Source organism: Halopseudomonas laoshanensis, assembly GCF_008365385.1.
Lineage (GTDB): Bacteria > Pseudomonadota > Gammaproteobacteria > Pseudomonadales > Pseudomonadaceae > Halopseudomonas > Halopseudomonas laoshanensis.
Window position 1 is genome coordinate 891507 of sequence record NZ_QOVF01000001.1, and the last position, 17791, is coordinate 909297.

Genomic DNA, 17791 nt, shown 5'->3' on the forward strand with positions numbered 1-17791 from the left:
TTCTATCCCGACAATGGTACTGACAGTGGAGAATTTTATGCTTTATGTAGACGGCTTTGTGGTCGCGGTGCCTACTGCGAATAAAGAGAAATATCGCCAGCATGCGGCTGACGCCGCTGTGGTTTTCAAGGACCATGGCGCGTTGAGTCTGGTTGAATGCTGGGGCGACGATGTGCCGGATGGCGAGGTCACCTCCTTTCCGATGGCGGTCAAATTGCGTGATGACGAGACGGTGGTTTTTTCCTGGATCACCTGGCCGTCCCGAGAAGTGCGCGATGTGGGTATGGAGAAAGTCATGGCTGATCCGCGTCTTGACATGGAAAACAATCCTATGCCGTTTGATGGCAAACGCATGATCTACGGTGGTTTTCAGATGATCGTCGACGCCTGATGGGGTGACTCAGGCTGGCGTTGCCGCTGTGCAACAGCCAGCCTGAGCTATATCAAACACTCTGGTCTTTCGGCGGCAGTTCCCGCACCGGTCGCACCTCTACACTGCCAAGCCTGGCGGGAGGGATGTGGCTGGCCAGTTGCAGTGCTTCGTTCAGGTCTCGCGCTTCGAGCATATAGAAACCGGCCAGCTGTTCTTTGGTTTCGGCGAAGGGCCCATCGGAAATAATGGCTTCTCCATCGCGTACCCGTACGGTGGTCGCGTTGCTGATCGGCTGCAGCGCCTGGCCCGCCAGGTAGTGGCCTTTCTCCGTAAGATTCTCGACGCAGCGAATGCATTGCTGGTTCAGATCATGCCACTCCTGTTCCGTCATCGCGTTGATCAGGCTTTCCTGATAATAAACCAGTGCCAGGTATTTCATCGTCATCTCCCTTTTCTATGCTGAGCTGGTTCTATGCTGAAGCAGTGGTTGTTTGCGCGCAGTTCTCTATGGGTGCAACCCCGGCATTCAGCATCCAGGCAATCCCGAAGCGGTCGGTCAACATGCCAAAACCTTCAGCCCAGAAGGTTTTATCGAAGGGCATTTGCACCGAGCCGCCGGTAGCCAATTGGTCAAATACCACGCGCGCGTCTTGCGCCTTGTCGTACTGCAGTTGCACACAGTGGCCCCGAGGTGACTGGTAGCAGTCGCCCATCATGTCTGCGGCCATGATGATATAGCGGCCGATCTGGATCTCGGAATGGATGATCAACTCCTGGCACTCGGGTGGAACCTCACTGGCGGCCGGGGTTTCGGCGTGGGTCAGCATGGCGACGACCCGCGCACCCAGTACCTCGGCATACCAGTTCATTGCTTCGCGACAATTGCCGTTGAACACCAGATGCATGCTGACGCTACTGGGTCTGCGGGCCATGCTGGCGGCCATCTGCCGATGTTGATCAAGACCAGCGCCCGGTACAAAATCCTCGAGGTCGAAATAGCGCCGTAGTTCCAGAGTGACGTTGCCTTCGTTATCCATCCGCGGCCATTTGCAGGCCCACGCGATGGCTTCTTCCCGCGAATCGACATCCAGAATGCTGTAGCCGGCCAGCAGTTCGCGGGTTTCTGTGAAGGGGCCATCAGTGACCGTCGGCACGCCATCACGAAAGGTAATGCGACAACCCTCGGAACTGGGGCTCAGGCCATTGCCGTCGACGAATACACCGGCGTCGAGCATTTGCTGGTTGTAACTTGCCATGGTCGCGAGCATCTCATTGCTCGGCATTTCACCGCGCTCCGTCCGGTCATCGGCCTTGCGCATCAACATGTATTTCATGTCCTTCTCTCCATAAGCTGAACGTTAATGAGTGCTACATGGATGAGTCGGGGAGCAAAGCGCGAAATCGACAGCCATTTAACTTTTTTGCGATCTATCTGTTTGAGTAGCGGCCAACGCCAAGGTATCAAGCCGCTGCTGCAGAAAGCGCTGTTCCGGCCCGAGCTGGACCAGTTGCAGCGCTTGTTGGTAAGCCTCTCGCGCTGCTGACAGCTGACCTGAACGGCGCAAAAGGTCGGCGCGCGCCGCGGGCAACAAATGGTAGTTCTGCAGTGCCGGGGCATCAGTGAGCACATCCAGCAAGGCCAGACCTGCTTGCGGGCCATCGCGCATGGCCACGGCCACGGCGCGGTTCAGCGCGATGACCGGGGAGGGGTTGCGTTGCAGCAAAACGTCATACAGACCGATTATTTGGGTCCAGTCAGTATTGGCGGTACTGCTGGCCTCGGCGTGTACCGCAGCGATCGCTGCCTGGAGCGTGTAGCTCCCCGCAGGCGGGCGCTGTAACGCCGCTTCCAGCCAGCGGACACCTTCGTTGATCTGCGTCTGGTGCCAGAGGCTGCGGTCCTGATCCTCCAATGTGATCAGTTCACCCTGGGTTGATTGCCGGGCATCGCGACGCGAATCCTGCAGCAACATCAACGCCAGCAATCCGTAGACTTCGGTATCAGGCAGCAAGTTGGCCATCAAGGTGCCGAGCCGGATAGCTTCCCGGGCCATGTCAATGTTGACCACGTGCTCGCCGCTGGTGCTTGAATAGCCCTCGTTGAACACCAAATAAATGACCTGCAATACGCTGTGTAAACGTTGCGGCAGCGCTTTACGTTCGGGCACGTCATAGGGGATGCCAGCTTCGCGGATCTTGCGCTTGGCCCTTACGATCCGCTGCGCCACGGTCGCCGGTTGCTGGAGCAGTGCTCGCGCGACCTGCTCGGTGCTCAGACCGCACATTTCCCGCAGGGTCATGGCCAGTTGGGTTTCTATAGCTAATGCAGGGTGGCAACAAGTGAAAATCAGCCGCAGTTGATCGTCGGCGATGCTGTCTTCGTTCAACTCGTGGGTGGGAACGTCATCCAGGTCCAGGCGCTGCAAATGTTGGCTGGCCGTCTGGCGGCGGCGAATCTGGTCTATCCCCTTGTGCCTGCCGGTACTGACCAGCCAGGCACGCGGGTTGTCGGGTACACCCTGCAGCGGCCATTGCTGCAATGCCGCGGCGAAGGCCTCCTGCATGGCTTCTTCGGCCAGCTCGAAATCACCCAATAGCCGAATCAGGGTAGCCAGGACCCGCCGCGACTCGCGCTGATAAACTAGATCGACTTGCGTGCTAACGGACATGGAAGTATCTGCAGCGTGATTGAAAGACAGGCAGTGTTTGCGCTGATATCTGCGCTGATATTTGCCTGATAGTTACGCCGCATCTCGCCACAGTCAAGCAGTTCCACGAGTCTGCGTTCGCGAAGACTCAGCGGATGCTGGCAGCTATGGCCTTTTCCATTCAGGTCCGAAAACCGCCAGCTTTTCTGCTGAGCGGATGTAGTATTAGCTCATGGATATCTCAGCGAACGATTGCTATCAGGCTGTTGTGGCGCGTGACGAACGTTACGACGGCCGGTTCTTCACCTGTGTCACCAGCACGGGGATTTACTGCCGCCCGGTCTGCCCTGCGCGCGCACCGCGTTTTGCCAACTGCCGCTTTGTAGCCACTGCGGCTGCCGCTCAGGAGGCGGGGTTTCGGCCTTGCTTGCGCTGCCGTCCGGAAAGCTCGCCTTCATCCGCCGCCTGGGCCGGCACATCTGCCGTGGTGTCGCGCGCGTTGGCACTGATCGAAGCCGGAGCGCTGGATAGTGGCAGCCTGGAATCCTTGGCCGAACGGGTAGGGCTGGGCACCAGACAGTTGCGCCGGCTATTCATCAAGCACCTGGGCGCGGCGCCGAGTACCGTAGCGCAAACCCGGCGGCTGTTGCTGGCCAAGCAACTGCTTCATCAAACCCGCCTGCCGATGAGCGACGTAGCACTGGCTAGCGGGTTCGCCAGCATAAGGCGTTTCAACGAAGCCTTCAGTCAGCTATATGGCCGCTCACCGAGCAGCTTGAGACGCGAGAGCAACAACGCTCCAGAGCATTCGGACATCGTGCTTTTGTTACCCTACCGGCCGCCCTACGACTGGGACGCAATGCTGGATTTCCTCCAACGCCGGGCGATTCCTGGCATGGAGCAGGTAGTGGCTGGCGTCTATCAGCGTACGATCCGCATCGGTACGGATGTGGGCGCAGTGTCCGTCGAGCATGTCCCGGCACGCAGTGCTCTGCGTGTCAGAATAGGCTTTTCCCGATTGCAGTCCTTGCCGTTGATCATAGACCGGTTACGCCGCATGTTTGATCTGAAGGCTGATCCCGAGGTGATCCAGCGCGCCCTGACGCATGATTCGGCATTGGCGCTGATGCTGGCAGCCAGACCGGGTTTGCGGGTAGCCGGCGGCTGGGATGCATTTGAAGTTGCCGTGCGTGCGATTCTCGGCCAGCAAGTGACGGTCGCCGCTGGCGTAGCGCTGGTCAGCCGCCTGGTAGCCCAGCTGGGAAAGCCGTTGGAGGCTCCGACCACTAGCGGATTAACGCGGTATTTCCCAGCGCCGGAAGCGTTTGATCCGGAGCAAATTGTCGCCCTCGGCATGCCCCGCGCGCGTGCAGCCGCCTTGGCAAATCTGGCTCAAGCTTGTCTGGCCGAGCCGGGTTTGCTTGAGCGTCAGTGCGACTTGCCACACACGTTAGAGCGACTATGCGCGTTACCGGGTATCGGTGATTGGACGGCTAACTACATCGCCATGCGGGCCATGCAGGAAAGCGATGCTTTTCTTGCCTCGGATGTGGCTCTGCAGAGAGCGATGGCTGGCGACGATGGGCGACCTGACGCCAAACAACTGCTTGCTTTAGCCGAGCAGTGGCGGCCCTGGCGAGCCTATGCGGTGATGCACCTTTGGGCTGCCGACGGTCTTAACGATGGTATGCGTAAGTCAATTAAGGAGAATAAAGATGCGCTTCCTGCTTGATACTTTTGCCACACCGGTGGGCCAGCTGTTTCTGGTCACAGATGAACAGGGCAGGCTGCGCGCGCTGGATTTCGAGGACTACCACGCACGACTCATCCGGCTGCTCGATAAACACTACGGCGATTATCAGCTGGAACCTGGACCCGGTTCCACGCCCGAACCACTCAGGCAAGCTTTAAGTGCGTATTTTGCCGGGGATCTGAGCGCGCTGGATAGTATACAGACCGAAACCGCAGGCACTGCCTTTCAGCGCGCAGTGTGGCAGGCCCTGAGGGATATTCCCGCAGGGCACACGCGCAGTTACGGTCAGTTGGCCGTGGCTATTGGCCGTCCCTCCGCAAGCCGGGCAGTGGGTTTGGCCAATGGCTCCAATCCGGTGGCGTTGGTGGTGCCCTGTCATCGGGTGATTGGCGCCAGCGGCAAACTGACCGGCTACGGTGGCGGTTTGTGGCGCAAGCACTGGTTGCTTGAGCACGAGGCCCGACACAGCGGTGCTACTGCTGCCTTTGCCTTGGTTTGAACAAAGGTTTAGCCCAGGTTCAACCCCAGATTCAACCCTGGATGAGCCGGACGCTAGCTGGTCTTTTGTGCGCAGCTTTGCTCTGCTTCATCAGGCGCCCCGTGAAAACGTGTGTCAGCCAATTCATGGTGATTGGGCCGCGGACGTTTGCGGTGCTGCTGCAATCCAATCAGGAGCAGCGGTACGACAATCATCGCGCTGCCGGCCAGAAACCAGATATCCGGCACTTCGGCGAAGAACACCCAGCCAATGATCACTGCCCAGATCAGGCCAGTGTATTCCGCGCTGGTGACCTGGTTGGCATCCACATGCTTGTAGGCGAGCAACACGCAGACGTTGTAGCCGAGAATAAACAAGGATGAACCGGCGGCGCTGATAAGTACCGCCTGGCTCCATGGCGCAGCTTCCCAAAGCATCAATCCCAGACACATTGGTGTGATCATCAAGTAGTTGAGAAACAGCTTGTGCATTGTGGACTGCTGCCGGGGCAGTTTGCGTACCAGCACTGCGTTGATCGCCAAGGCCGCCGCAGATCCCAGTGCGGCCAGCGCCGCCCAGCTGAAGTCGACCGGCCGGAGGATCACCAGAATGCCGGCAAAGCCGCTGATCACCGCGGCTAGACTGAGCTTGGTCAGGCGCTCGCCAAAGAACATCACTGAGAGCAGCATCACCATGATGGGCGCCGCATAGAAAACCGCATTGGCGGTAGCCAGGGGCAGGGCGATCAAGGCATAGACCATGCATACGATGCCGACCAGGTGCACATGGCCGCGGATGAAATGCAGCCGGCCGCCGGCAAACAGATTGCCGGTATCCAACTGCCGCCAGAACGGCAACAGCAATGCCAGGGTAATCACGCAGCGCAGGAAGGCGTACTGAAAGACCGGTGCATCCGCCTGCAGAAATTTGATGAACACATCGGAGATCAAGGCCAGGGCGTTGCCGATCACCAGCAACAGAATGGCACTGTTGACGGTTTTTCCTGACATGACGGCCTCCACATGACTGATTGACGAGGCGAGAGTGTAAAGAGCGGGGGCTATCCGTGAAAATGATATTTGGCTAGTATCTATTAGAAATATAGATACTAAAGACGAGCCATGAAACTACCTCCCCTTAAAGCGCTGCCGGTATTTGAAGCTGTGGCGCGGCTTAACAGCTTTTCCCTGGCTGCCGAAGAGTTAGCAGTAGGGCAGAGCGCGGTGAGCCATCAGATCAAGTTGCTGGAAACCTACCTGGGTGAGCCTTTGTTTATTCGCACGGGACGATACCTGGCGCTCACCGACGAAGGGCGGCAGTACTTCGATGCGGTCAGTACCGCCCTGTTGCAGATCGAACGCGCCAGTGAGCAGCTGCTGGGCCACGAGACGGCGCGGCTGCGCTTGTCGGTATTCAGTTCTTTTGCCGTACGCTGGCTGGTACCCCGACTGCCGGTACTACAGAAGCAGTGGCCTCAGCTTGATCTGTCGTTGGAGATGAGCGGCGGGAATCCGCAATTGTCTGATCGGGTTGCGGATTGTTTTATTACGGTCAGGCCCGATTCTTCGGCATTCAGCTATGAGTTGCTCTACACCGAACGGCTGTTCCCGGTCTGCAGCCAGCAATATTGGCAGACGTTATGCCGCGAGCAGGAGATTGACCCGGCGCTGCATTTGTCGCCACGGGCCTCAATACACCCGTCGCTGCTGGCGGCATATCCGCTGCTGTCTACACATAGTATTTACAATCGCGCCGGTGGAGATTGGGCGGCCTGGTTCGACGCGGGCGGCGAACCCTTACCCAAGGGCAGTCGTTTGCAGCACTTCAGCCATATGCTGTTGGCGCTGGAGGCGGCGCGCTATCATCAGGGCATAGCACTGACTAATGACTATATGCTGAGTAATCGCGCGGATTCGGCGGATTTTGTGCGCTTGCCTTGTCACCATCTGATGACCGGAGACCAGTTCTTCTTCGCCTGGAAAACCAGTCGGCGACATGAGCCGGGGATTCAGATATTGCGTCGCTGGTTGCTTGATCAGAGCATAGAGTCTGGTCTCAGGCATGCAGCGCAGGCCTGAGCTAAGCGTTGGTCAAGAACTGAATTTGATAGGGCTTGGATCAGAAAATAAGCGGGGCTTTTATCAGGCGGCGACGAACTGACCGCTGAATGCATTGGCGGCAGCCAGCACGGATTCGTTCAACAGCGACTTGCAATCGCGTGCGCACTTGCCGCACTGGTTGGCTACATCAAGAGTGTTGCGCAGATCGCGCATGCTGCATGCACCTTCGGCAACGGCGTTACGAATTTGTTTGTCTGATACACCTTTGCAAAGACATACATACATGGCGTTGACCCTGGGGCAAATGACTATGCTCTGCATGCTAATGTGAATGAGAATGCTTGTCAAACAGATTTCTGTCCCTTTTGCGCCTGTCGTTTTTCCTGCCATTGCAGCACCATAATGGTCAATGCCGGAAGCATCGTCAGAGTGACCAGCGTGGCGCCGATGATGCCCGCCATGACGATCACGCCGACACCGCGGTACAGCTCGCTGCCCGCGCCGGGCAGGAACACCAGTGGCGCCAGACCACAGATGGTGGTGATGGTGGATATCGCGATTGGACGCAGGCGCGAAGCCACCGCTTCATTGACCGCATCGACAGCATTCATGCCGTCTTCCAGACCATTGCGGATAGCCCGATCGACGATCAGTATCGGATTGTTGACCACGGTACCCATCAGGATCAGGAAGCCGAGCATAGAAATCATGTCAAAAGGCTGGGTGAAGCCATTCATACCCATTTGTTGCATCACCCAGCCCGTGAGGTTGAGCAGGGCCAGCCCGGCAATACCGCCCGCGATACCCAGCGGGATAGTGGTCATGATCAGCAGCGGGTAGCCCCAATGACTGAAGATCGCGACCATCAACAGATAGACAATGATCAGTGCCACCAGGTAGTTGCTGGCCAGGGATTCACGAGTCGCGTCCAACTGGTCGGCCGCACCGGAAATGGTCAGGTTTACCCCGGTGGGTACTTCGCCGTTGTCTCGCAGGTATTCAACTACATCGCGGCGGACGATCTCCACGCCGGTCTCCAATGGCACCGAGCGGGGCGGGATGATGTTCAAGGTAATGGTGCGGCGGCCATCCTTGCGCCTCACCGTGCTGGTGTCGACGCTTTCTTCAGTACGAGTTAGTTCGGATAACAGCAGCGTTTCGCCGGCGGGTGTGTAGACCGCAATATTGTCCAGGGTTTCCAGCGTCGCGCCTGGGCCTTGCTGGTTGTACAGGTACATGTCGATCTTGTCGTCAGCCAGGAAAAACTCGTTAACAAAGGCGCCATCGGTGAGTGCTGCGATGGAAAAGCCCACGTCTTCGGTACTCATGCCGACTTCCGCTGCGCGCTCCCAGTCAGGCCGAACCTGCAACAACGGTTGCGCCAGCGAGAGGCTGGGTGGCTGGGATTGCAGACCGGGGTCGTCGAACACTTCTCCTGCCCGGTTGTAGGCAGTCTGCGCGACGCGGTAAAGCGTGGCCAGGTCCGGGCCGGAGATGTCCAGGTTGACGCTGCGCGTTCCGCCGTCGTTGCTGCTGATGATGGACCCGCGCGCGGCGAAAGCGCGCATGCCAGGATAGGTTTCATACTTGCGTTCCAGAGCTGCCATCAGATCATTGATCTGCGACGGATCCTTGGGCTCGGTAATGATTCTCAGGCTTTGCGCATTGACCCCCAGGTTCATGTATTTCATCGCTGGTACGTCGGTATCACCGTTCTCGTAAGCGGCGGGATCGTCATCCAGGAATGGCAGAAAATAGGCCTGTATTTCTTCTGCATAGGCTTCCATCGTCGCCAGGTTGTAGCCGGGCGGGGCGTTCATGGAGGCGAAGGTCTTCGGCTCCTCGCCCTCTGGCAGATACTCAGCCGGTGGGGTGAGAAAGACAATGATCGACAGGCTGACAATCAGCGTGACGGCCAGGCAGCCGATACGCCGGGTAGCGGTGGCCACCAACCAGTCCAGGCGGCGCACGACCGCTGCATGCAAGCGCGCGCCGGCACTGGCCGGATCGGATTTCTGTTTGAAGTCCAGCCGCGCACTGATAGTCGGAATGACGGTAATCGCTACCAGCATCGAGACCAGGATGGAGGCGGCGATGGCGATGGCGACGTCGGAATACAGTTGGCCGGCCTCTTCGGCAATAAAGGCCACCGGCAGGAAGACCATGATGGTGGTAAGGGTAGAGGCCAGTACCGCGGGCCAGACTTTCTTTACCCCACTGATGGCGGCCTTGAGCCGATCCAATCCCCGGCGGCGCTCCAGTTCGATGCTCTCCAGCACGACGATGCTGTTATCCAGCGTCATGCCGATAGCAAAGGCGACGCCCGCCAGGGAAATAACGTTAATGGTGCGCCCGGCCAATGCCAGCCCCAGGAAGGCGGCGATAGTGCAGATGGGAATGCCGATCACGCCCACTGCGGTAGCGCGAAACGAGCGCATGAACAGATACATGATCAGCGTCGAAAGCAGGGCGCCCAGCAGCAGGTTTTTCCAGACGTTGATGATCGAGGCCTGCACATAGACTACGTCATCGGCGGTCAAACGCAGCTGCATGCCTTCCGGGTTAAGCAGTTCCTGGTTGATCAGCTCGATCTCGGCCTGCATGTCCTCCTTGATACGGATGACATTCGAGCCACTTTCCCGGCGAACCGCCAAACTGATTACCGGGCTGCCGTTGTAATAGGAGCGATCACGAATCCGGAAATGATCCAGCTCCACATCAGCCACGTCGCGTAGCCGCGTAAGGCTGTCGTCGCGGCGGGTCAGAATCATGTTTTCCAGGTCTGCCAGATCATCAAAACGACCCACCGTACGCAGCAGATAGCTGCGTTTGCCGCTATCGATCTCGCCGCCGGAGATATCCTGATTGCGCTCGCCGATGGCCTCGCGCACGTCATTCAGGCTCAGGCCGCGGGCGGACAAGCGTTCCGGGTCGATACGGATCTGCACCTGACGGGCGGCGCCGCCCCGGACTTCGACCTGGGCCACGCCAGCAACACTGGACATGCGCGTGCGTACATTGTCTTCGATGTAGTCACGCATCATGTCCATATCCAGCCCGCGTGGATTATCCTCCAGCGGCGAGACGGTGAAGTACATGAAAGCGTTGGAGGAGAACGAGGTTGCGCTGACGCGCGGCTCATCGACATTCTCCGGGTAGGAGGGCACCTGGGTGAGAGCATTGTTGACGCGGATCAGGGTCTCGGTGATATCCACGCCAAAGGGAAAGTCCAACTCGATTTCAGCCGAGCCGGTAGTGGCGGTGGAGGTGATCTCTTCCAGGTAGGGAATGTTGCGCAGGAATTCTTCCTGCTCGATGAGAATTTCCTTTTCGATATCCTGTGGCGTTGCCCCCGGCCAACTGGTCTCGATGGTAATGGTGCGGGTTTCCAGATCCGGGATCATCTGCACCGGAATCCGCAGTGCAGCAATCACGCCCAGCACGCAAACAATCAATACCGTGACGGTAACCAGGATGCCGTGCCGGACAATATGTTCAAACATTCGGCTTACTCGCTTTCCGTGTCGGTAATCTTCACGGCCTGGCCGTCTCTGAGTGTTTCATTGCCGCGGGTGACCACGGTCTGCCCGGCTTCCAGTCCAGAGCGGATTTCCACCTGGCCGGCAAAGCTCAGGCCGGTCTCTACCTGGAGTTCGCGCACGGTTTGATTCTCGCCTTCCTCCGCGCTCGCATCCGCGACTATCCAGACGCTGACGCGGCCGTCGGGGTAACGTCGCAACGCGTCACGATTGACAACAATACCGCGGCGTTTTTCAGCCAGCCTCAGGGTGGCGTGGGCCGACATGCCAGGGATCAGCAGTGGCTGATCCGCGTCTTCAATCTGGGTACGCAACAAGAAGGTGCGTGCATCGCTGCTGCTCAAAGGCACTTTGTTAATAACCTTGCCGGTGAAGCGGCGCTGCGGGTGCGCGTCGAAGCGGATGCTCAGCGTCGCGCTGTCTTCGACCAGCGGGTAGAAGCGCTGGGCTAACTGGAAATCGATGCGCAGCTGTTCAGTGGAGACCAGCTCCAGCAGATCAGTACCCGGCGTCACCCATTCACCGACCTCTACCAGCTTACGACTGAGCGTACCGTCAAATGGTACCGCGATCTGATGGCGCTGCAGTTCGGCCTGACGTTGGCGCACCTGGGCATCGGCAACCTGGACCGAGGCAGCATCCACGCGCGCCTGAGACTCCAGCCCGCGAACCTCGCTGGCGGCGATTGCGTTGCGCGACACCAGTGTCTGGGCTTCGTCAAAGCGCCGCTGGCTGTCGGCCTGAGCTTCCCGCGCACTGCGGGCCGAAGCGCGGGCACCGTCCAGGGCAATTTCCGCCAGTTCGCTGTCCAGCTCGATAAGCAAATCTCCGGCGGCGACCTGGTCGCCGGCTTCAACGTGGATCCGTTGCACCAGACCGGCCACTTGCGATGAGAGTAAGGCGATCTGTGAAGCCGAGACGCTGCCGCTGATGGGCACTTCGTTGACCAACTGTTGTTCGCGCGCTTCACCCACTTCAACAATCACTGCGTTGTCGGCCTGAACCAGGCCAACTTGCAAGGAAAGTGCGGAAAACAGAAGGGCGCACAGCACTTGGCGCTGCCGGGACATGGAGTGCAGGAAAGGTGAGTTCATCATTGCTCAAGCGGCCGGAAAATAGATTGAATACAGCATACACAGGCCCTTCTTCAGTGCAACGCACTGGGCGCGCGGTGCTGCAAGGCATTGCTACAAAAGATGTATGGCCTTGAGCGGAGGCAGGGAACGAATCGGGCTTGCCTCTCTCTATTTAGATGGATAAGGAACACTGAAACCGACATTGAGGATGTACCCATGGAACCGGCACTGAAAGACATTGGCACACTGTTTGAGCAATTGGGTTTACCCGCAGATGAAGCGAGTATCGATGAGTTTATTGCTAGCCATTATCCGCTGCCCGACGAGGTGAAACTGTCGGAAGCACCGTTCTGGAGCGATAGCCAGGCGGCGTTCCTGAAGGCCGAGATCCTTGAGGACGCAGAGTGGGCGCCGATTGTTGATGAGCTGAATGTAAGACTGCACGCCAACAAGGCCTGAAACAGCTAGCGCCTTGTGGGCTTGCAAGCCCGCAAGGCACTGTGTTTTGCTAAGATTCTTGGATTAACGGTACATCAGGACATGAATGTACACGATTTGTATAAGCACTGAGTCCGCGCTGGAGCCATAATTGACGGGTTATCAAGATCTGCGGACCACCGCAAAAGGATTCCGTCATATGACTGCAGTAGAAACACAGCGACCCCAGCTCAGCTCGTCCTACCTTCCCCGTTCCCCTGCATTGGACGGCAGCGATCCAGAAGCCAAGCGCGCGGAGATGGCTGAGTATTTCACCAGTGTATTTGATCGATACGAATCTCTTTTTGACCTGTTGGCCAATGATGCGGCTTTCTACGACAAGCCCATAGCGCTGCGTCATCCGTTGATTTTCTACTTCGGTCACACGGCGACTTTTTATACCAACAAACTGGTATTGGCCAAACTGCTTCCCGAGCGCATTGACCCGCGGCTTGAGTCCATATGCGCGGTCGGCGTGGATGAGATGAGCTGGGACGACCTCGACGACACTCATTACGAATGGCCCAGTGTGGGAGAGGTGCGCGCCTATCGACAGAAAGTGCGTGCCGCGGTGCTCAAGGTGATCAACAGCTTGCCATTGCAACTGCCGATTCAGTGGGAGGGCACTTGGTGGCCGATAATCATGTGTATTGAACATGAGCTGATTCATCTGGAAACCAGCACAGTGCTGATACGTCAGCACAAGCTCGAGTACGTCCGCTCGTCACCCGAATGGTCGCCATGCAAGTCTTCGTGCGCCGTTCAGAGCGCTGCCCCGGAAAACCAGCTGTTGTCATTGCCGGCCGGTCAGGTGACCTTGGGCAAGGCGCGCAATGCGGATCGTTATGGATGGGATAATGAATACGGTCACCGGCAGGTGGATGTTGAAGCCTTCCAGGCCAGCCGCTATCTGGTCAGTAATGCCGAGTTTCTGCAGTTCGTTGAGGCCGGCGGGTACGCCGATGATGATGTCTGGGACGATGAGGGCCTCAAGTGGCGTAATTTCGCCGCGGCGCGACATCCCGCGTTCTGGGTTTGGCGCGATGCCTGGTATTTGCGCCTGATGAGCGAAGAAGTCAGCATGCCTTGGGACTGGCCAGTAGAGGTCAATTGTCTCGAGGCCAGCGCGTTCTGCCGCTGGAAAGCACGCGAGACCGGTGAGCCGATCCGCTTGCCCAGTGAAGATGAGTGGTATCGGCTGTATGATCACGCCGGGGTGCAGGAAGTATCATCAGCCCCAGCCAGTGCCAATCTTCAGCTGGAGCATTTTGCCTCTCCTTGCCCGGTCACCGAATTCGCCCACGGCGACTTTTACGATGTGGTGGGCAATGTCTGGCAATGGACCCACACGCCTATTTATCCATTCGACGGCTTTCAGGTGCATCCGCTATACGATGATTTCACCACCCCGACCTTCGATAATCAGCATAATCTGATCAAGGGCGGGTCCTGGGCCTCCTGCGGCAACGAAACCCGGCGCAGTGCGCGCTATGCTTTCCGCCGTCATTTTTTCCAACATGCGGGGTTCCGTTACGTGTCTTCCGATGCTCAGGCCCAAGAGCCGAATGCCTATTACGAAAGTGACCGGCAGATGTCCGAATATGCCGAGTTTCATTACGGTGACAGCTACTTCAACGTGGCGAATTTTCCCAAGGCGATGGCCGAGCTGGCGATTGCTGCAATGGGCGATCAACCGGCTGAAACCGCGCTTGATCTGGGCTGCGCCTCCGGTCGTGCGACTTTTGAGCTGGCCAGGCATTTTGCCCATGTTACCGGGATCGATTTTTCCGCGCGCTTTGTCGGTCAGGGGGCAGAGATGGCGGAGCAGGGCATATTACGTTACACGCTGACGGATGAGGGCGAGCTGGTTTCCTACAAGTCCAGCAGTCTAGCGGACCTGCAACTGGCCGAGTACGCGTCAAAGGTAGCGTTCTACCAGGGTGATGCGTGCAATCTCAAGCCGCAGTTCAGCGGCTACGATCTTGTTCTGGCGGTCAATCTGATTGACCGGCTGTATAACCCCGCCAGTTTCCTCGAGACCGTGCATGAGCGTTTGAAGCTGGGTGGCAAACTGGTATTGGCGTCACCTTACACCTGGCTTGAGGAGCACACCCCGCGCGCGCAATGGGTGGGCGGGTTCAAGAAAGACGGTGAAAACTACACCACCCTGGATGGGCTGCAGGATCTGCTTGGCAAACACTTCCGGCAAGTAGGCGAGCCGCAGAAGGTCGAATTTGTCATCCGTGAGACTCGGCATAAATTCCAACATAGCTATTCTGAAGCCAGTGTCTGGGAACGTATCCTGTGACCGGGCTTTAGATGAGGGGCAACGGATTGGGTATTGATTTTGACCAGTTGATCACCCGCGAGCACACCGAATCTGTCAAGTTCGATGCGCGCAAATCGGTATTCGGCACTGATCAGGTGATTCCGCTATGGGTGGCGGATATGGATTTCGCTGCGCCGCAAGCCGTTACCCGCGCGCTTGAGGAGCGAGCCCGGCATCCGGTCTACGGCTACAGCCTGTTTCCGGAGTCCCTGTACCAGTCGATGATCGACTGGTTCGCTTCCCGGCATGGCTGGCATATCGAACGTGATTGGATCCTGCTGGCGCCGGGTGTGGTGCCTTCGCTGCACGCCGCTGCTATGGCATTCGCCGCTGAGGGCGAAGGGATCATTATTCAGCCGCCGGTGTATCCTCCGTTTTTCAGTTCGGTACAAAAAACCGGGCGCCGGGTGATTGAAAACCCGCTGCAGTGGGTTGACGGCGAATACCGGATGGATCTGGAGCATCTGGCCGCGTGTGCGCAGCAGGGCGCCAGGATGCTGGTTCTGTGCTCGCCCCATAATCCCGTCGGGCGAGTCTGGCGGCGCGAAGAGCTAGAGGGGTTATTGGAGATCACTCGGCAGCACGATCTGCTGGTGGTCTCTGATGATATCCATTGCGATCTGGTGTTTGATGGGCATCGCCAACAGATGCTCGCCAGTATGGCGACGCGCGAGGATCGCATCATCACCGCATTGGCACCCAGCAAGACCTTCAATATCCCGGGCATGGGCCTCTCGGCGCTGGTGATTGCGGATGCCGGCCAACGCCAGGCAATCAAGCGGGTGTTCGATTCCCTGCATATGCAGCAGGCGAATCCCTTCAGTATTGTCGCATTTGAAGCGGCCTATCGGCATGGCGGCCCCTGGCTGGATGCGCTGCTGCCATATCTACAGTCGAACATGCAATTTGTCCGGCAGTATTTGCAGCAGCATGTGCCACAGATCCGCTGTGCCCAGGCTCAGGGTACTTACCTGTTATGGTTGGATTGTCGCGCGCTGGGGATGACCGATGGGCAGCTCAAGGCCTTTTTTATTCAAAAAGCCGGTGTCGGGCTGAACCCGGGTATCAGCTTTGGGGCCGCGGGCAGTGGCTATATGCGGATCAATATCGGTACCCGGCGCGCGTTGTTACAGCAGGCTCTCGAGCAGATACGCGACGCTGTCCAGGCACATGTGGCCACCGCGCTCGGCCGTGAGTCGCGTTAGAGCGTCGAGTCGCAAGATCTCAGTCAGTACGCTGGCTCAGACCAAACTGCAACTCGGCCAGACGCGCGTATAGCGGGCTGCTTTGTATCAGTTGCTGGTGAGTGCCCAACGCCACCAATTTGCCATGCTCAATCACCGCGATACGGTCGGCATGCTGAACCGTGGCTAACCGGTGCGCAATCACCAGCGTAGTGCGGCCGTGCATTAGCGCGGGTAGCGCCTGCTGAATCAGGTGCTCGCTCTGGGCATCCAGCGCGCTGGTCGCCTCATCCAGCAGCAGTATCGGCGCGTCGGTGAGTAGTGCCCGGGCGATGGCCAAACGTTGCTTCTGGCCACCAGACAAGCCCAGGCCGGCATCGCCCAGCTGCGTGTCGTAGCCCTGCGGCATGGCGTTGATAAACTCTTCGGCATGCGCTGCACGCGCGGCATTGATGACCGCCTGCATATCGGCTTGAGGACGCCCGTAGCGGATATTGTCGGCCACACTGCCGTAGAACAGCGCCGGATTTTGCGACACCAGCGCAAAGCAGCGACGCAAATCGACCGGGTCCAGTTGGCGGATATCGCAGCCTTCCAAGGTGATCCGTCCTGCGCTGGGATCGAAGAAACGCAGTAACAGGTCGAGCAGGGTCGACTTGCCCGACCCTGAGGGGCCGACCAGAGCCAGCGTTTCCCCCGCGTAAACCTGCAAATCCAGGCCGTCGATGGCATAAACCTCAGGCCGCGTGGGGTAGGCAAACCGCACCTGCTCAAATGCAAGGTTGCCGCTGACTCGGGCGGGCAACTGCAACAGGCCGCTCACGGGCGCGGTAATTTCCCGCTGGGTCTGAAGCAACTCGACGATGCGCGCCCCCGCGCCAGCAGCACGCTGCAACTCGCCGATCACCTCGCTCAACGCAGCGGCAGAGACGCCGACGATCAAACTGTAGAAGACGAAGGCGGCCAGTTCGCCACCGCTGATACGCCCGGCGATCACGTCCATGCCGCCCACCCAGAGCATTACGCCGATAGCGCCGAGCACCAGCACAATCACCACAAAAGTCAGCCAGGCCCGCTGGCGGATTCGCTGTCGCGCGACCTCGAAGGCCTGCTCGACTACGCTGGAAAAACGCTGGCGATCCTGCTCCTGATGGTTATAGGCCTGCACTGTCTTGATCTGGCCGAGAATCTCGCCCACGTAGCTGCCAACGTCCGCAACGCGATCCTGACTTTGCCGAGACAGGCTTCTGACCCGTCGGCCGAAAAACAGGATAGGCGCGATCACCAGGGGAATTGCCAGCATGACGATACTGGTCAGCTTGGGATTGGTGACGAATAACAGAACAATACCGCCCAGCAGCATTAATGCGTTACGCAGGGCGATGGATACGGTCGAGCCGATAACGGATTGCAGCACGGTGGTGTCGGCGGTAAGCCGTGACTGGATTTCCAGACCGCGGTTGCTTTCGTAGAATCCCGGATGCAGTTCGATCAGATGATCGAACACTTGCCGGCGTATGTCAGCCACCACCCGTTCGCCAATCCACGACACCAGGTAGAAACGCGCAAAGGTGCCTACCGCCAGGGCGATCACCAGCACCGCAAAAAAGCCAACTGACTGATTGAGTAGTTCCGGCGATCGAGTAGCGAAGCCTTGATCGACCAGCAAGCGCAGCCCCTGACCCAGGGACAGGGTGATCGCCGCAGTGAAGGTCAAGGCCAGCATGGCTCCGGCTACCTGCCAGCGGTAAGGGGCAATAAAGCGTAGTGTCAGTGCCAGAGCTTGGCGATGCGTGCCGGCTATAGTCTTCATTGAGGGCCCAGTCGAGATTCGATATTAGCTATGGTACCCTTGCGCGCTCATTTTTTTCCCG

Annotated in this window: 15 protein-coding genes; 7 read left to right on the forward strand and 8 right to left on the reverse strand. The window is 58.3% G+C overall.

All coding sequences use genetic code 11. The features are described from left to right. The first annotated feature begins 37 nt into the window (after nt 1–37). On the forward strand, nt 38–391 hold the full coding sequence (locus DT594_RS04150) for a DUF1428 domain-containing protein (RefSeq protein WP_149331488.1): 354 nt from the start codon (nt 38–40) through the stop codon (nt 389–391). A gap of 52 nt (nt 392–443) precedes the next feature. On the opposite strand, the gene DT594_RS04155 is transcribed toward DT594_RS04150, so the two are convergent. The 3 genes from DT594_RS04155 to DT594_RS04165 form a co-directional block, all read right to left on the reverse strand. Then, nucleotides 444–812 carry a YciI family protein gene (locus DT594_RS04155; protein ID WP_149331489.1) on the reverse strand — a complete coding sequence of 123 codons (369 nt, stop codon included), beginning with the start codon at nt 810–812 and terminating at the stop codon, nt 444–446. A 31-nt stretch (nt 813–843) separates the two neighbouring features. Beyond that, nucleotides 844–1707, reverse strand: coding sequence for a YciI family protein (locus DT594_RS04160; protein ID WP_149331490.1), 864 nt, complete (start codon nt 1705–1707; stop codon nt 844–846). 78 nt (nt 1708–1785) lie between these two features. Then, entirely contained in the window at nt 1786–3042 is a 1257-nt protein-coding gene (locus DT594_RS04165) for an RNA polymerase sigma factor (protein ID WP_149331491.1), read from the reverse strand. Nucleotides 3043–3253: 211 nt separating this feature from the next. On the opposite strand from DT594_RS04165, the gene DT594_RS04170 reads away from it, so the two are divergent. After that, the gene (locus DT594_RS04170; RefSeq protein ID WP_149331492.1) at nt 3254–4753 is read left to right on the forward strand and encodes an AlkA N-terminal domain-containing protein; all 1500 of its coding nucleotides are present in this window, start codon (nt 3254–3256) and stop codon (nt 4751–4753) included. Continuing rightward, entirely contained in the window at nt 4737–5273 is a 537-nt protein-coding gene (gene ogt, locus DT594_RS04175) for a methylated-DNA--[protein]-cysteine S-methyltransferase (RefSeq protein ID WP_149331493.1), read from the forward strand. Before DT594_RS04170 ends, ogt begins: the two co-directional genes overlap by 17 nt. 53 nt (nt 5274–5326) lie before the next feature. Here the strand turns inward: ogt and DT594_RS04180 are convergent, their stop codons facing one another. Further along, nucleotides 5327–6262 carry a DMT family transporter gene (locus DT594_RS04180; protein WP_149331494.1) on the reverse strand — a complete coding sequence of 312 codons (936 nt, stop codon included), beginning with the start codon at nt 6260–6262 and terminating at the stop codon, nt 5327–5329. A gap of 111 nt (nt 6263–6373) precedes the next feature. Between DT594_RS04180 and DT594_RS04185 the strand changes: the two genes are divergently transcribed. Next, nucleotides 6374–7330, forward strand: coding sequence for a LysR substrate-binding domain-containing protein (locus DT594_RS04185; RefSeq protein ID WP_149331495.1), 957 nt, complete (start codon nt 6374–6376; stop codon nt 7328–7330). 63 nt (nt 7331–7393) lie between these two features. Here DT594_RS04185 and DT594_RS04190 read toward each other — a convergent pair whose 3' ends face one another. From DT594_RS04190 to DT594_RS04200, 3 genes are read right to left on the reverse strand one after another with little or no spacing between them, the layout of a single operon-like run. Further along, nucleotides 7394–7597, reverse strand: a complete 204-nt coding sequence (locus DT594_RS04190) for a bacterioferritin-associated ferredoxin (RefSeq protein WP_096345793.1) — start codon at nt 7595–7597, stop codon at nt 7394–7396. A 59-nt stretch (nt 7598–7656) separates the two neighbouring features. Further along, nucleotides 7657–10815 carry an efflux RND transporter permease subunit gene (locus DT594_RS04195; protein ID WP_149331496.1) on the reverse strand — a complete coding sequence of 1053 codons (3159 nt, stop codon included), beginning with the start codon at nt 10813–10815 and terminating at the stop codon, nt 7657–7659. Nucleotides 10816–10820: 5 nt separating this feature from the next. After that, nucleotides 10821–11945, reverse strand: a complete 1125-nt coding sequence (locus DT594_RS04200) for an efflux RND transporter periplasmic adaptor subunit (protein WP_178091410.1) — start codon at nt 11943–11945, stop codon at nt 10821–10823. 198 nt (nt 11946–12143) lie between these two features. On the opposite strand from DT594_RS04200, the gene DT594_RS04205 reads away from it, so the two are divergent. The 3 genes from DT594_RS04205 to DT594_RS04215 all read left to right on the forward strand — a co-directional run bounded on the left by DT594_RS04205 (nt 12144) and on the right by DT594_RS04215 (nt 15938). After that, nucleotides 12144–12386 (forward strand): DUF2789 domain-containing protein, encoded by a 243-nt coding sequence (locus tag DT594_RS04205; RefSeq protein ID WP_096345796.1) that lies wholly within the window; start codon nt 12144–12146, stop codon nt 12384–12386. A gap of 178 nt (nt 12387–12564) precedes the next feature. Further along, complete coding sequence (gene ovoA / locus DT594_RS04210; RefSeq protein ID WP_149331498.1) at nt 12565–14712, forward strand: 5-histidylcysteine sulfoxide synthase; 2148 nt, start codon at nt 12565–12567, stop codon at nt 14710–14712. Between the two features lie 26 nt (nt 14713–14738). After that, nucleotides 14739–15938 (forward strand): MalY/PatB family protein, encoded by a 1200-nt coding sequence (locus tag DT594_RS04215; RefSeq protein ID WP_218574472.1) that lies wholly within the window; start codon nt 14739–14741, stop codon nt 15936–15938. 19 nt (nt 15939–15957) lie between these two features. Here the strand turns inward: DT594_RS04215 and DT594_RS04220 are convergent, their stop codons facing one another. Further along, nucleotides 15958–17730, reverse strand: a complete 1773-nt coding sequence (locus DT594_RS04220) for an ABC transporter transmembrane domain-containing protein (protein WP_149331500.1) — start codon at nt 17728–17730, stop codon at nt 15958–15960. Nucleotides 17731–17791 lie beyond the last annotated feature (61 nt).